We start from the raw sequence: 15,054 nt of genomic DNA, 5'->3' as shown, positions 1-15,054 counted from the left end.
TACTCGTTTTTAGAAAAATAAGCTAATAAACATACAGTTTTGTTAATGAGCCGTTTTAAATGACTTTTATTTGTGTGTGAAAATAAACATAGAGTGAAAAAAGTTCTTGTTATTACATATTACTGGCCTCCTAGTGGAGGAGGGGGAGTACAGCGATGGTTAAAGTTTGTCAAATACCTGCCCGAGTTTGGTTGGGAACCAATAGTTTTTACTCCTGAAAACCCTGACTTTTCTTTGCAGGATGACTCGTTGATGAAGGATGTTGACCCTGGCCTGGAAGTCATTCGATTTCCTATTTGGGAACCATTTGGTATCTACAAAAAAATATTTAAAACTTCAGGTAAAACAGTAAAGCAGGGAATAGTCATAGAGAAGTCTAAACTTTCTTTAGCCGATAAACTGTCTATTTGGGTCAGAGCAAATTTGTTCATTCCAGATCCAAGGTGTTTTTGGGTGAAACCCTCTGCAAAATTTTTGGAGTCAATTATAATTGGCAATGAAATAGATGTGGTGATAACTACAGGGCCTCCTCATAGTTTACATTTGATTGGTCAAAGGCTGAAAAAATCGACAGGGGTAAAATGGGTAGCGGATTTTAGAGATCCCTGGTCCGACTGGGATGTGCTTCAAAAATTGAATATATCTAAAATAGCCCATGCTATACACAGACGAATGGAGAAAAAGGTGATGCAAAATTGTGATGTATTACTAACTGTGTCTAATAGATTGGCTCAGTCTCTTCAGGAAAAGCATTTTGCTGAAAATGTTCAAGTGGTAAATAACGGAGTAGATGAAGCTGACTTTCAGATGGGAAGAGTTATTCAAGAAAAGGTCAGGTTCTCAATCGTACATACAGGTTTGTTGAATGAAATTAGAAACCCTGAATCATTGTGGGATGCGCTCCAAGAGCTTTGCATAGAAGAAGATGGTTTTAAGGGTCAGTTAGAGTTGGTATTGGCAGGGATGGTAAGTGGGTCAATATTGGACTTTCTGCAACAAAATGAGCAATTGCGCAATTGCGTAACATACCTGGATTACATACCTCACCAAAAGGTGTTTGATTATTATGAATCCTCTTCGGTGTTGTTGTTGCTATTGAATCAATCCGAAAATGCCAGGTGGATTTTACCTGGTAAAATGTACGAATACATGTTTTCAGGAAAACCAATTCTAACCTTGGGCGAACCCGAAAGTGATGTTAGAGATGTGCTCTTGGAGTGTAATGCAGGAGAAGTATATGCTTTTGATGATAAAGAAAAAATCAAATCATTTCTGAAATCAGCATTTGATAATTACAAGAATGGAACAAGTCCATTAAAGTCCGAAAAGGTGAAAAATTATACCCGTATCAACCTGACCAAAAAGCTGGCTGGTATTTTAGACACTTTGGCGACAAAAAAAGGAGGTGTAAATTAATACAACTCCTCTAATTTTTAGTAGCGGGAACTGGACTCGAACCAGTGACCTTCGGGTTATGAGCCCGACGAGCTACCAACTGCTCCATCCCGCGATATAGTCAATTTCAACGTAAATGCTGGTATTTTTGTTTCAATTGCGATGCAAAACTAGAAGGCTTAGTTTTAAAAAACAAGTACCTTTGGCTTTTAATTTTAATAAATGGGAAAAGAAAATTTCAGGTCTGGTTTTGTAAGCATTATCGGAAAACCTAATGTAGGTAAATCAACATTGATGAATGCCATGGTGGGTGAGAAGTTGTCCATCATTACCTCCAAAGCTCAAACTACCCGTCACAGGATTATGGGCATGCTCACCAGTGATGATTTTCAAATCATCTACTCAGACACGCCTGGCATTCTCGAACCGGAATATGAGCTTCACAAGTCTATGATGAAGTTTGTCAACGAATCTTTGGAAGATGCTGATCTGATATTGTTTGTGGTTGACTTGATGGATAAATATGAGAATGAACAAATCATAGATGTATTGAATGAAATTGATACCCCTGTGATGTTGGTGATAAATAAGTCGGACTTGAATGAGGGAAGTCGTTTAAAGGACAAAACCGATTATTGGGAGTTAATTATGCCTGACAAAGAAATCATTGCTGTATCAGCTCTTAATAACGATAATATAGATGTGTTGCTTAAACAGGTCATGAATCATATTCCGGTGCATCCGGCATATTTCCCGGAAGATACATTGACAGACAAACCCGAAAAGTTTTTTGCTGCAGAGATTATCAGGGAAAAAATTTTTGAAAACTACAAACAAGAAGTGCCATACAGCACCGAAGTTGAAATAGAATCTTTCAAAGAAGAAGAGCATATTATCCGAATGAGAGCGGAGATTTTTGTGGAAAGAAAAACACAAAAGGGGATTCTTATTGGAAAAGGAGGGGAATCAATTAAAAAAATGGGGACAGAAGCTAGGATAGCAATGGAAGCGTTTTTTGGTAAAAAAGTATTCTTAGAAACTTTTGTGAAAGTAGAGGAAAACTGGAGGAAGAGTGAACGTCATCTCAGAAGGTTTGGCTACAAACAATAAGTCTGAATATTTCTTTTTTTGATATTTATACTATTCTCCTATCAAAATAAAAGGAGCCCAGTAATAGGGTTTGCTGAACTGCTCATCACTTATCAGCTTTAATTTTGCTTTTCTGAGTGCGCTGCTAAAAGTATTATAAGTGTTGCTGTACAAATGATTATTATAAAAATCAATCATCAGTTGAGATGTGGAATTGTCTGAAACTGTCCAAAGTGAGACAATTAAGTTTTCAGCTCCGGCATACAACAATGACCTGGACAAGCCAATGATACCTTCTCCTTTCGATATTTTTCCCAAACCTGTCTGGCAGGCACTGAGGCACACCAGGTCAGCATGAATGTCGATATTGTAGATTTCTCCTGAATATAAACTACCGTCCTCTTTGTCGTTGTATGTAGGTCTGAGAAAAATCCTTGAAAGTTCCGGTTTAGACTCGTCCACCATACCATGAGTTGCAAAATGCAGGTATTTGTATTTGTGCAATTGCTGGTCTTTTAAGTTGATCTCCGTAGCATCTCCACCAGACAGAACTGTAGTACTATGTTCCTTGGATTTAAAGAGTAATTTGATTTCATTAATTTCATTTTCAGAGCCCGGCAGGTCGTTTAGACTCGATGAAGTATTAGCATAGTACTCTTGATTGAAATTGATAGGAGCAACCAATAGTATGTCTTCAGTTTCTCCCTGATATGCTTCTATTTCTTTTTTTCTTTGTGCATAAAGCGTAGCGGAGTTGTCGTAACTGATGTTGTATTTTTTGATAAGGTAGGGTAAATTGTTGAAGCTGTTATCTTCGCTTTCTTTTTGTAACAGTACTTCGAATGGAATGGTTGCCAGGTTTCCTTCAGGTACTATGATCAGGTTTTTGATGTCTTTTGATATTTTTCCAGGGAATAGTTGTGTGTAAAGATCAGTCGCTGCTGTTATAAAATGCTCTCTACTGTCGTATTTTATTGCATTTCTCAATCCTGATACATAGTTGTTGAATTTCTCCATTTTTGGAGTATTGTAGATTTTGAATTTGTTACGAGTACAATAGAAATAATATACTCTTTCTTCTGTAATGAAATGGGTGACAAATGCAGTTTGGATGTCCAATGCTTTTTGAAGATTGGTAAGGCTTATTTGATTTTCGTTGAATTTTAGATTGTAATACTTAGGGTAATTCTTTTCCAACTCCTGGATAAAGTTGTTGTACTCACCGTTCAATGTAAGCAGTTTGGTTCTCAGCATATTTTCCTGATTGTCTCCACTGTTTTCAGCTAATTTCCTTTCGTAAAAGGCAATGTCATTTTTTAGGTTGGTCTCTTTTTCCAAAAGCTCTGAAGGAATACCTGAAAATTGTTTGGCATTGGTGTCTTGAATGGCAGATAGCAGGGTAGAGGATTTACTTCTTTCAGCAAAGTCAAAAGCTTTTTCCAGATAGTATTTTGAGTTGATACTCATTTCACTCATTTCAAAGCACATCTGAACCCCTGCTTCATATATTTCAGAGGCCTTCTCACTGAGGCTCAGTTTGTCCTTTTCACTCAATCTTATTTTTCTTATTCTCGAAACCAGTTGATCGGCTAATTCTAAAGTTAAAAGAGAATATTTTAATTCCCTCATTTTCAATGTCTTGTTGTAATGTAATGATTCCAGTGTTTTAGCCTTTTGTTGCAATGAATAGAGTAGGATATCCGCATTATAGTAATTTTTCAACTCAGGATTTGAATATATATCGGTAGATTCCTGGTCATATAAATTGGCATATATTGCTTTCTGGTATGAGTCAATTGCTTCTTCAAAATTTCCCTGAGCCAGTAATACTGCTCCCAATTGATTGTATGTATTGGCTACTTCAGGATGCTTGTTTCCATATAGGTTGAGGTATGATTTAAGGGCTTTTTCCAGATTATAGATGGCCAGGTCGTATTCCTTTTCGTGATAGTTTACCCTGCCTATGCTCAAATAAGTAAAAGCTTTATTGGGGTGGTCTCCATCGAATATATTATTCCAAATATTCAACACCTCATTTAGGTATTGTTGAGCTTGAATATAGTTTTCTTGTCGGTCGCTGACCAGAGCCAGGTTGTTAAGGCAAAGTGAAACTTTAGGGTGATTTTGCCCCAGAACTTTTTTGTAAATATTTAGTGCTTTGTTAAAATTATCCGTTGCTTTTGTGAAGTCATAATCAGAATAAATCAGCCCAATGTTATTGTAAGAGTCTGCTTTTTCGGTACTTTGATTCTTTTCGTCAAGTTTACTTCTAATGTTCAGCGCATTTTCATGGTATTGAAGAGCCAGGTTGTTGTTACCATTGTTCCAATATACTATGCCAAGGTCATTGTAGCATTTTGCCATATCAGGAGTATTGGTGTCTCCGGTCAGTTGGTATTGCTCAAGTGATTTGAGAAGGTATTCCAGTGCCTGGTCATTTCGCCCCAGGTTTAGGTATCCATCGCCAATCACATTGTAGGTTTTTCCAAGGAGTCTTGAATCATTTATATTGTTAGATTCAATGTAATTGAGAGTATTTTGGCTGAGTTCAAGTCCTTCGTTAATTCGACCAAGCCGAATGGTGCTTGTCGCAATTTTTAAATTGACAAACGCATAGTTGATGTATTGATTTTGTGTTTGGTAGGTAGATGAAGATTCTTTGTATTTAAGTATTGCATCTGCGTATTTCCCTTCACTGAACAATTTGTCTGCTATTTTTATGGAATTATCCTGCGACCATCCATCTAGTGAAAGAAGTAGAGAAGCGATTAATAAAAGCCTGATTTTAGAATTTATATACATAACCGATATTTGATACAAATTCCCTTGACAAACCATCTGGATTGAAGTGTCGCTTTACTAACCTAAACCCGTTCATTATCTTTATTCCTGATTTTACTGAAAACTGGTATCCTCCACCCACTAATAATGTCAATGCCAGCCCATCAGATCCATCTATTTTGCTTTCAATTCCTCCCCGACTGATATTGGTATCCTTAGTCAATCTGTAAATGGGCAGTAAGCCAATATTGAAATTAAAGTTAGAAAACCTGAAATTTCGCTCTACCCTGAACATGATGTCCTTCCCACGGTTGAGGCTTCTCGATTGTTTGTATGCTCTGACAGTTGCTTCCATAGGGTGACCCTCCCAATCCGACCACCAGAAGTCATTGTCATTCCGATTGAGCGACTGCTGATAGCCAGTAGCTACCATCCATCCCTTCGAGATGAGAGAAATACCGGCGATCACGTCATAAGTTCCCAAGCCTGTTTGATAGTACATCGGAAGGGGTTTGCCGTCTAATGCCAAATTAGAGTTGCCTATGGGTAATTTCGTTCCCAGAGTTAGGTTGATTTGATATCTTTCGTTCGATACCAGATTTTGCGCAAGTCCCAATGATAAGTCTCCAATGCCATTGGTGTTTTTGAGGACGCCTTCAACATATACATAAGGTACTTTCACCTGAATGGTGGTTTTGTCACCAATACCGATATTCACATCAGCGGTATAATTAAAAATAACATCCTTGAAATGAGTTAGTCCAATGTATTGGCTCAGCTCTATGGATCTAATTTGTACAGATAGTCTTTTGCTATAGCCCTGATCTGGCTTCAATGCACCCATAGTGCAAAAACCCGCATCGCTACAACCTTGGGCATTAATTGTGCCTGAGGTGAAAGTCAGCAATAAAATTGCTATAAACCATTTCGTTTTTTCAAACATAGTCACTTTAGTTAGACATAGCAATATAGATAATATTCAATTATTTCTACAAATAAGAATAACATAACCTATTAAGAAAACAGGATACCTTAATTTCTGAAAAATGATAACACCTTATGTATTTGAAATGACCATTAACAATGGTACTTGCGGAGTTGAATAAAGTTATTTAAAGTCTCTCAAGGAATACCACAAGAATAAATTGAAGTAAAAAGACAACAGGATTTCCTTTCTCTTTTCCAGGGAAACTTAAATATTTTAATTAAATGTAAGGGGATAGACGTTTTGATTGTATTAGGGGTGCGGACATTCTATTTTAAGTGTTTTGTAGTTTGATAATTTGAATAACTTTAGAAAGTCAGACATTTTTAACTTACTGTTGGTGTTTTGAGTAAAAAATGTACCTTATGAATAAATTTGTTTTTATTGGAGTTTTGTTGTTTTTAAGCCAAATCGCTTTTGGGCAAGAGTGGCTTCATAATTTTGATGTTGCTAAGAAAAAAGCTGCTGAGACTGATAACAATATTGTCTTGGTATTTGCTGGCTCAGATTGGTGTGCACCTTGTATCAAGCTGGAAAAGGAGATTTGGAATAGCTCTGAATTCATCAAATATTCTAAAGAACACTTTGTATTGCTCAAAGCAGACTTTCCCAGACAGAAAAAAAACAAGCTTTCTAAAGAGCAACAACAACACAATGATTTGCTCGCTGAAAAATACGATCCTGAAGGGTATTTTCCTCTGGTTTTGATCCTGGATGCTCAAGGCAAGGTTTTGGGAAAAACAGGTTACAAAAAAATGACTCCTGAAAAATACATCAGTCTTTTAAACTCATTTGAAGGTTGATATGAAGTACCTGATTGTCTGTTTTTTTATATTTTTTAATTGTCTCACTGTGAGTGCTGAAAATGCATATATCCGAGAAGTGCATTTGATGGGATGTAAAATGGATATTACAGTGGTCGCTTCGGATCAGTCAGAAGCTGACAGATACATTGATATGGCTGTTGGAGAGATCAGTCGTATTGAAAAACTCATTTCGTCATGGGATAGCAATTCTCAAACTTCATTGATCAATGATAATGCTGGAATTGAACCTGTAAAAGTGGATGAAGAGCTTTTTAATTTGATCCATAGAGCAGTAAAGATATCCGGCTTGACCAGAGGTGCATTTGATATTAGTTATGCTTCTATGGACAAGATTTGGAAATATGATGGCAGTATGACGAAACTGCCAGACTCCAAACTTATCGAACAATCCATATCCAAGGTGGGGTATGGTGGTATCATGCTCAACTATGCGAGTCATACTGTATTTTTAAAACTGAAAGGGATGAAAATTGGTTTTGGTGCTATAGGGAAAGGGTATGCTGCAGATAAGGCAAAAGCTTTATTGAAATCCAAAGGAGTGAAATCAGGAATTATCAATGCATCAGGGGATTTGTATGCATGGGGAAAGCAGCCTGACGGGTCGGATTGGAAGGTAGGAATTACCAACCCGCTCAATCCTAAAAAGATTTTTTCCTGGTTACCTGTAGATAATCAGGCAGTTGTGACCTCTGGTGATTATGAGAAATATGTAATGTTTGACGGAGTGCGCTATTCACATATTATTGATCCAAGAACAGGATATCCCAGCACAGGAGTGTTAAGTACAACAGTATTTGCTCAGAGTGCCGAACTGGCAGATGCCTTGGCCACATCGCTTTTTGTGATGGGCGTGGAAGTGGGCTTGGATTTTATCAATCAGATAGATGGTTTGGAATGCATTATAGTAGATAAAAACAACAAATTGCATACCTCAACCAATATCAGGCTTAACCCAATTGAAAATGAAAATTAGTTTCACAAGTCAAAAAAAGCATGCTTTATCAGTATTTGTTCTACAGTTGTACATGTTGCTGATATTGTCTTTTGTGTTGGTGTCTTCATGTACAGTAGTGAAGCCTTATCAGAAGGTCAATTTGAATGATTCTGATATGAAACTATCGGCGCACAAAACGGAGCGTTTTGAAACCAATTATCAGGTATATAGGGAAGGTGCATCAGGAGCTAATGGAGGAAAAACAGGTGGAGGCTGTGGTTGCAATTGATTATGAAATATTTCTACTCCATACTATTTATTTTTAGTTCTGTGTTGAGTTTTGCACAAACAGAATCTCAGGATTCATCCAGAGTATATAAGAAAAAGGTTCTTGAAGCAGTTGAGGTTGATTTCTTAATGAGTTTTTATAGTCAGAATGGTCAGCATTCTGCTGTTGGAGGTGGAGTAGGTTCTGAAAAATTAAAAGATAATACACCAACATTGGTAGTTAATATACCTTTGGGTAATGATGATGTGTTGACTGTCGATGCAGGTATTTCTGCTTATTCTTCTGCCTCATCCAGCAATGTCAACCCATTTTATACGCTTCCAGTGAAAACCCAAAGCGGAAGTACTATCATTGTGCAAACCGGAGCTTCTCAAACTGGTGCTGCTAATCTGGAAACCAGTGCTGCGGTGGACGATGTAGATGATGATCCGGTGAGTACGGGTCCCAAACCTATTGGCAGTCCCTGGTATGCATCATCGGGAGCTTCTAAGAGTGATGCTCTTAAAAGTCTGAATGTTAGCTATGCTCACAGCTCAGACGACAGGAACGAAATTATTAGCGTGAATATGGCAGTGTCCAAAGAGTATGATTACTCTTCCTTAGGTTTTGGGGCCGGATATACACGACTTTTCAATCAACAAAATACTGAATTAAGCATAAAAGGATCAGCTTATCTTGACCAATGGTTGGTGATTTATCCTACAGAATTGAATGAATACCGCTTATATGGAGATGATTTTTTGAATAGTGGTTATTTTAATGGGGTGGAGGTATATGATCAGGATATGAATGTGACTAGTGATGCCTACAATCCTTCAGCCTTTTCCTCTATGAGTAAAACCAATAGGAATAGTTACACTGCGTCTTTGAGTTTTTCTCAGGTACTAAGTAAAAATCTACAAATGTCAGTTTTTATGGATTTGATACTGCAAAGTGGTCTATTATCAACACCTTATCAACGGGTGTATTTTAAGGACCGTCCCAATTATTACATAGGACAATCATCTGATATTGAGTATTATGAGACAACCAAAAATAATGGAGTATATCATTTGGCTGATGATGTGGAGAGATTGCCGGATACTCGTTTTAAAATCCCAATTGGATTACGTCTCAATTACTATTTCAATGAGATTATTACTTTTCGAACCTATTATCGATACTACAAAGACGATTGGGAGCTTGAAGCTCAGACGGCTAGCATAGAGATGCCAATAAAGCTGAGTCAAAAGTTTACATTTTACCCAAGTTATCGTTATTACACCCAAACAAAGGCAGATTATTTTGCCCCTTACAACACACATTTTTCTTCAGAACAGTATTACACTTCTGATTATGACTTATCAACTTTCAATAGTAAAAGCATTGGATTTGGTGTAAGCTATACCGATATCTTTACTAGTTTTAAAATCTTCCGACTTGCTTTGAAAAAAATAGATTTAAGATACCAAAACTACAAAAGAAGCGACAAGTTAAAATCCAATATCTTTTCCTTTGGGTTTAGTTTTGTTGTGGATAAATAGGCAAGTGAAATTCTGCTTACTTCAACAATAGTTTTATCACGATGTTTTGGCCTGAATATATGAGATGGCTAAAGATTATGTTACTATAAATTCAGAGTAAAGAAAAATGTACTTCCCTGGCCTTTTTCAGATTCAATCCAAATTTTCCCGTTATGAAGGCTAACTATTTTTTTGCAATTTGCCAGTCCTACCCCTGTACCTGAATATTCAGAATTGTTATGTAAACGTCTGAAAATAACAAAAATGTCTTTTTGAAATTCTTTAGGAATACCAATACCATTGTCTTTAAAGATAAAAAACCATCTATTATTTTCCCATTTGGCTGAAATCTCTATGATTGGTTTGTTGCCCTTAGGTTGAAACTTTATCGCATTTGATATGAGGTTTTGAAATAATTGATGAAGGGCAGTTGGGTAAGCTTTGAGTGTTGGAAGAGGTGTTTTTTTTATTATTTGAGTTTCTGATTTTTCAATAATTTGAAATAGGTCTTGCTTTACTTTATCCAAAATAGCTTCGGTATTTACTCTATCGTTGACTTCTTCTTGCCCCAATCGACCATAATTCAATAAATTGGTAATGAGGGTACGCATTCTGTTGGAGGAATCTAATATGTAACTAAGATACTGTTGTCCCATATCATCCAATTTACTTTTGTATTCCAAATTTAGAAGGTTAATAAGACTTTGCATTGAATGCAGTGGTTCTTGTAAATCATGAGAGACCGCATAAGCGTATTGTTCTAAGTCTTGATTCTTTTTTTCCAACTCTTTCACATGTTTTCGCAAAGCCCTACGGTTATGAGTAAGTGTATCATATACTACTTTTACTACCTGCATTGTAAAAATTAACGACACAAAAAATAACCAAATTGGACGAATAAATGGTAGATTAAAATTTCCCAAATAGATAATTTGCAAATCCCAGGTTTGATTTGCAATTGTTATCTTTCCTTCCTTAGAATCATATTTTTTAGATTTTGTTTTTGTCGGTTCTTTGCCAAACATCAAATCCCCGTTTGAGTTTTTGATGATGATGTTAACAGAATCAGGTAAATCAATCGAACTAATAGCAGATTCAATTAGATTGTCTATCAGATAGACTCCTTCTACCAGGCCAATGATGTTGTCTATGCCTGCCTTGTCATCTTTAAAAATGGGGACGAATACCAATATTGCCTGTTGTGAATCACTTTTTTGTATAATAGTCATTACATCAGAAGCCACAGCTGTACCGGTAGCAATTGCCTGATCAATGGTATTCTGCCTTGTGGCATTCGCTTTTCCGGGATCAAAGCCAAGGGCAACTTCATTGCCTTCAAAAGGAGCAATAAAATAGATCGGGAAATACATTGGTCTGGATTCAGCTCTTGTAACACTATCTCCGATAGTAGTCTTTATTTGAAAATTCGTAAATCCTTCTAAACGTCCGGCTAATTCAAATGAATCTCTTTGATGTAGGCTAATGGCAGGTACCCATTCCAGAGCCTGTATGCTTTTTATATTGGAAGTATAATAGTTAGCATAACTGTTAAATTCAGCCCTGCTCATACCACGATGAGCCTTATAGTTGGCTCTCAAAGCAAATAATGAATTCAAGTTTCGGTCTATTTCCTGCTGAATCTGATTGTGAATTGTGGCGAAGTTGCTGGAGAGTATTTTATCCTTTTTTTGTTTGTTTGATCCCTCGAATGCAAAGTAAACGACAAAGGAAAGAGTTACTCCTATGATTAAAACCAATCCACAAATGCCATAAATTCTTGGTGTTACACTCTTCATATTTTAAAAAGAGACTGAATATAAATGCGCATTTTGCTGGAGTAATGCTAGACTAAAATACAATATTAATTCAATAATAGAATATTTGTGGTATCTTTTATAATATCTGGTTCATAATGTCTTATCTGATGAAGAAGTTTTAAACCAAAACAGTTACCAGACGCTGAGTGACATTTCAAAAAAAAAGAATAACATTCAGATGCCTGTCGGGTTGGCAGAGAGAAGAGAGATAGGTGTGGTGATGTAACTTTCAATGTTTATTATTTTGTATAAATAGGCCGGGAACCATAGCCAAATACAGAAAATTACATTTATTAATCAAACCTGTACGGCTAAATTAAATATTAGAGTTTTCGAGTTGGTCGCTTTGCAATATTCTATAAGGATGGGGTAAATACTCACATATTATCATTTAAATTCCGATTACTGATTCTTTTTTTTGAAAATGTAAGCCGGAATATGCTAGCTTTCTTAACTCGAAAGTGAAAAAAGAAGATAGTATGCAAAAAAGATTGATATTATTCCTTTGTGGATTTTCCTTTATGGTGTGGCATAATGCCATTTATGCACAAAAGGTAAATGACTTCCCCAAGAAGACAGATCCACTTCATGTAAAAGTGGACAAGTTTGATAAATTGATGTTGGGGAATCACTGGAATGAAGGTGCCATCATGCAGCACGTAATATTCCCTCCGGCAGGGCTGGACCGGCCTATTGTAGGCACCCAGGCTGACTGCTTAGACCCTACATCGGAAATGCTGGCTGCTTATTCTCATAAATATGCAATCACCAGAAATCCCAAAGATAGAGAAGTTTCCAATCAGATTTTTGAAGCTGTATTAAAACTGGAAAAGGTAACAGGAGTGCCTGGATTGGTGGCTCGAAGTTTTAACCAAACAGATGAACCGCTTTGGCATGAAGAAGTGATGTGGTACCATGAATGGCATCAATCTACTTCTATGCCGGGATACCGTTGGTTGGGAGACCTGAGTGCAGATAAGTTTACGTCCATATTTTATGGTGTAAGCACTTTCTGGGAATTGTGTGCCGATGATGCATACAAACAAAAGGCTGCAGGTCTGTTGGATCGTTTTATGGGGCGTATCGTTGACAACAATTTTAAACTTACAGACCTTGATGGGAAAATGACTCTGTGGGGAAATTTTTGTCCTGATTTGCCTCATCAGCCCCTTAATTCACTTGAAGTGCTTATGGGACTCAAAATGGCACATGTAATTACCGGAAAGGAGCGTTACAATGCTTCATATCACATGCTCATTGACCGGTATCATTACGATGATCATCAAATTAATGCTAAAATTCTTTTTCCTCCGGAGTGGCGAAACGTGGGAGATGATTATCATGCCGCACGCTCATTGTATATGTTGATGCGTTATGAAAAGGACAAGAATTTGCTGAATAAATACCGGATGAATTTAAACCGGCACTGGTACGACTGGAAAGACATAGAATTTACCTGGGAAAGTACCATTTGGTTTGTCATGGTATATCAGGTATTGAACGAGGAAAACATAATGACTGATGAACGGAATCAAGCAATAAAAGACATGTGGGGTTTTGAGCGTAACTCAAAAGTGTTTAAAATTCCGACTAAAACCGGAGATACTAAAATGGTGAAATCCGAGGAGGAACGCACCGCAGCAGCAATGATCCGAAATTATTGGTTTGGCCGATATTACAATTTAATTGACCCGAAATGGTAAGGCAAAAAGGAAATAAAATGAACAGAACATTAATTATATTATTTACAGTAGGTGTGGTCTTGAGCACAACAACTGTTTCTGGTCAGCCAGAGCCACCTGAAGGCATGGTGTATGTACCGGAAGGTACTTTTATTATGGGGAGTAAGTATGGAGACCCTGACGAGAGACCTCAACAAATTGCCAGTACCAAAGCATTTTTTATTGACCGGAATGAAGTAAGTAATGCTGAATACGCATTATTTGATCCTGAATATAAGTTTGCTGAAGGAAGAGAAAATAACGCAGCAGTAGTTACCTGGAGTCAGGCCAATGCTTATGCCAAATGGGCTGGAAAGAGATTACCAACCGAAATTGAATGGGAAAAAGCAGCCAGAGGAATTGATGGGAGGATTTTCCCATGGGGAAATACTTATGATAATACCTACGTTGTTTGGGATAAAAAAAGCTCAAGAGGAGGATCTATAGCAAAGCCGCAAAGTCCTTATGGATGTTATGACATGGCTGGTAGTGTTTGGGAATGGACAGCAGACTGGTATCATCCTTACCCTGGCAATGATGTGCCTATGGAGCAGTATGGAGAAAAGTACAAAGTGATGCGTGGAGGATCCAATTTCAACAATCATTCATTTATCCGTACTTCTCAGCGCTATTATGTACTACCGGAAAAAATTGCTAACTATCCCGTAGGTATTCGTTGTGTAAAGGACATTGAATAGTTCGGGAAGCAAGTGGGATGGAAGAGTGAAAATGCTTTGAGTAATATTGAAAACTTCGATATTACAGAAATGATGAATACTATTTATTCATTTCTTTATCAATTTTCTTCTTTTTCTTTCCCAGAGGAGCCATAAAGTGTCTAGGGTATTCATTGAAATGAACAAGAAGTAAATCCAAATCTATCATCGCCTTGTTGATGTTTTGGTACAATGAATCCTCTTTGAGCAATTTGGATACTGTACCGTCACCATTGTTGATCGTAGAGATCACCAGTTTGAGTTCGTTCATAGTTCCATTTAGAGTACTCAAAGTAGCTTCCAGTTCCAGAGCATTTACCTTGTCTAGCGACCGGTTTACATTGTCCATCAATGGATCTATCTTTTCTACTTTGGAATCAATATTTGCCAGCAGTTTGTTGATTTGCTCAAAAGTCCTGTTGATTTTAGAATTATTGCTTTTAAGTACTACATTCACTTCAAGCAATGTTTGATTAAAAGTTTGAAGTACAGTTTTTACATCTTCTCCGGCACCTTCCAGACCTATAAGTATTTCATTGATTCTACCTATGGTGATTCCAATATTGTCGGTAAGGGGTTGAGCTCTTTCAAACAATTCTGCCAGCCCTTTATCAAATCCAGATTGCAAGGTGTCTCCATTTTGAGCAGGAGTGGTTACACGGCCTATCTCAAGCAGAATGGCTTTGCTTCCCAGAAAATCTTCGTTGGTTAGGGTAGCAATTGTAGAATCACCCAATACCACATTTTCATCCACGTCCAACTCTACCAATACCTTATTGTCAAACTCTTGCATTATTCGTATTGCACTTACTCTTCCTACAGAAAAGCCGTTTACTATGACAGGGTTTGATACATTAAGACCGTCAATGTTGGCGTAAATGGTATAGTACTTATTTGTTTTAGAGAAGAAGTCTTTCCCTTTTAAATAGTTAAAACCAAGATAAAGGATGGTACCGGAAATGATGGCGAGTAAACCTACTTTAAATTCTTTTGACACG

12 protein-coding genes and 1 tRNA gene are annotated in these 15,054 nt (G+C 37.1%); 8 read left to right on the top strand and 5 right to left on the bottom strand.

The genetic code is table 11. From position 1 onward, the window contains the following. Positions 1-93: 93 nt before the first annotated feature. Complete coding sequence (locus AAOP42_RS06850) at positions 94-1,416, top strand: glycosyltransferase family 4 protein (protein WP_349527731.1); 1,323 nt, start codon at positions 94-96, stop codon at positions 1,414-1,416. A 21-nt stretch (positions 1,417-1,437) separates the two neighbouring features. Here AAOP42_RS06850 and AAOP42_RS06845 read toward each other — a convergent pair. Further along, a tRNA-Met gene (locus tag AAOP42_RS06845) sits at positions 1,438-1,510 on the bottom strand. A gap of 107 nt (positions 1,511-1,617) precedes the next feature. Here AAOP42_RS06845 and era point away from each other — a divergent pair. Continuing rightward, complete coding sequence (gene era / locus AAOP42_RS06840; RefSeq protein ID WP_349527730.1) at positions 1,618-2,505, top strand: GTPase Era; 888 nt, start codon at positions 1,618-1,620, stop codon at positions 2,503-2,505. A gap of 30 nt (positions 2,506-2,535) precedes the next feature. Here era and AAOP42_RS06835 read toward each other — a convergent pair whose 3' ends face one another. Together AAOP42_RS06835 and AAOP42_RS06830 are read right to left on the bottom strand one after the other, a co-directional pair. Then, entirely contained in the window at positions 2,536-5,286 is a 2,751-nt protein-coding gene (locus AAOP42_RS06835) for a CHAT domain-containing protein (RefSeq protein WP_349527729.1), read from the bottom strand. Then, the gene (locus AAOP42_RS06830) at positions 5,270-6,208 is read right to left on the bottom strand and encodes a hypothetical protein (RefSeq protein ID WP_349527728.1); all 939 of its coding nucleotides are present in this window, start codon (positions 6,206-6,208) and stop codon (positions 5,270-5,272) included. The genes AAOP42_RS06835 and AAOP42_RS06830 overlap by 17 nt, the downstream gene beginning before the upstream one ends. 407 nt (positions 6,209-6,615) lie before the next feature. On the opposite strand from AAOP42_RS06830, the gene AAOP42_RS06825 reads away from it, so the two are divergent. Genes AAOP42_RS06825 through AAOP42_RS06810 form a run of 4 tightly spaced genes read left to right on the top strand, consistent with a single transcriptional unit; the run spans position 6,616 to position 9,823 of the window. Then, a complete protein-coding gene (locus tag AAOP42_RS06825; protein ID WP_349527727.1) occupies positions 6,616-7,053 on the top strand; it encodes a thioredoxin family protein in 438 nt (145 codons plus the stop codon). 49 nt (positions 7,054-7,102) lie between these two features. After that, positions 7,103-8,050, top strand: a complete 948-nt coding sequence (locus tag AAOP42_RS06820; RefSeq protein ID WP_349527726.1) for an FAD:protein FMN transferase — start codon at positions 7,103-7,105, stop codon at positions 8,048-8,050. A gap of 52 nt (positions 8,051-8,102) precedes the next feature. Continuing rightward, entirely contained in the window at positions 8,103-8,300 is a 198-nt protein-coding gene (locus AAOP42_RS06815; RefSeq protein ID WP_349527749.1) for a DUF4266 domain-containing protein, read from the top strand. Between the two features lie 2 nt (positions 8,301-8,302). Beyond that, positions 8,303-9,823, top strand: coding sequence for a DUF3570 domain-containing protein (locus AAOP42_RS06810; protein WP_349527725.1), 1,521 nt, complete (start codon positions 8,303-8,305; stop codon positions 9,821-9,823). A gap of 83 nt (positions 9,824-9,906) precedes the next feature. On the opposite strand, the gene AAOP42_RS06805 is transcribed toward AAOP42_RS06810, so the two are convergent. Further along, positions 9,907-11,598, bottom strand: coding sequence for a CHASE domain-containing protein (locus AAOP42_RS06805; RefSeq protein ID WP_349527724.1), 1,692 nt, complete (start codon positions 11,596-11,598; stop codon positions 9,907-9,909). Between the two features lie 500 nt (positions 11,599-12,098). Here AAOP42_RS06805 and AAOP42_RS06800 point away from each other — a divergent pair, with 500 nt between their 5' ends. Next, complete coding sequence (locus AAOP42_RS06800; protein ID WP_349527723.1) at positions 12,099-13,322, top strand: hypothetical protein; 1,224 nt, start codon at positions 12,099-12,101, stop codon at positions 13,320-13,322. Between the two features lie 17 nt (positions 13,323-13,339). After that, a complete protein-coding gene (locus tag AAOP42_RS06795; RefSeq protein WP_349527722.1) occupies positions 13,340-14,038 on the top strand; it encodes a formylglycine-generating enzyme family protein in 699 nt (232 codons plus the stop codon). Between the two features lie 79 nt (positions 14,039-14,117). On the opposite strand, the gene AAOP42_RS06790 is transcribed toward AAOP42_RS06795, so the two are convergent. Beyond that, positions 14,118-15,053 (bottom strand): MlaD family protein, encoded by a 936-nt coding sequence (locus AAOP42_RS06790; RefSeq protein ID WP_349527721.1) that lies wholly within the window; start codon positions 15,051-15,053, stop codon positions 14,118-14,120. Between the last annotated feature and the right edge of the window lies 1 nt (position 15,054).

It is taken from the genome of Reichenbachiella sp. MALMAid0571 (genome assembly GCF_040151475.1).
GTDB lineage: Bacteria > Bacteroidota > Bacteroidia > Cytophagales > Cyclobacteriaceae > CAXBNB01.
This window is presented reverse-complemented; position numbering and strand designations above follow the sequence as displayed.

Coding starts and splice junctions, on each gene's coding strand:
- era (WP_349527730.1), top strand. CDS start 1,618: ATGGGAAAAGAAAATTTCAGGTCTGGTTTTGTAAGCATTATCGGAAAA.
- AAOP42_RS06835 (WP_349527729.1), bottom strand. CDS start 5,286: ATGTATATAAATTCTAAAATCAGGCTTTTATTAATCGCTTCTCTACTT.
- AAOP42_RS06830 (WP_349527728.1), bottom strand. CDS start 6,208: ATGTTTGAAAAAACGAAATGGTTTATAGCAATTTTATTGCTGACTTTC.
- AAOP42_RS06825 (WP_349527727.1), top strand. CDS start 6,616: ATGAATAAATTTGTTTTTATTGGAGTTTTGTTGTTTTTAAGCCAAATC.
- AAOP42_RS06815 (WP_349527749.1), top strand. CDS start 8,103: ATGTTGCTGATATTGTCTTTTGTGTTGGTGTCTTCATGTACAGTAGTG.
- AAOP42_RS06810 (WP_349527725.1), top strand. CDS start 8,303: ATGAAATATTTCTACTCCATACTATTTATTTTTAGTTCTGTGTTGAGT.
- AAOP42_RS06805 (WP_349527724.1), bottom strand. CDS start 11,598: ATGAAGAGTGTAACACCAAGAATTTATGGCATTTGTGGATTGGTTTTA.
- AAOP42_RS06800 (WP_349527723.1), top strand. CDS start 12,099: ATGCAAAAAAGATTGATATTATTCCTTTGTGGATTTTCCTTTATGGTG.
- AAOP42_RS06795 (WP_349527722.1), top strand. CDS start 13,340: ATGAACAGAACATTAATTATATTATTTACAGTAGGTGTGGTCTTGAGC.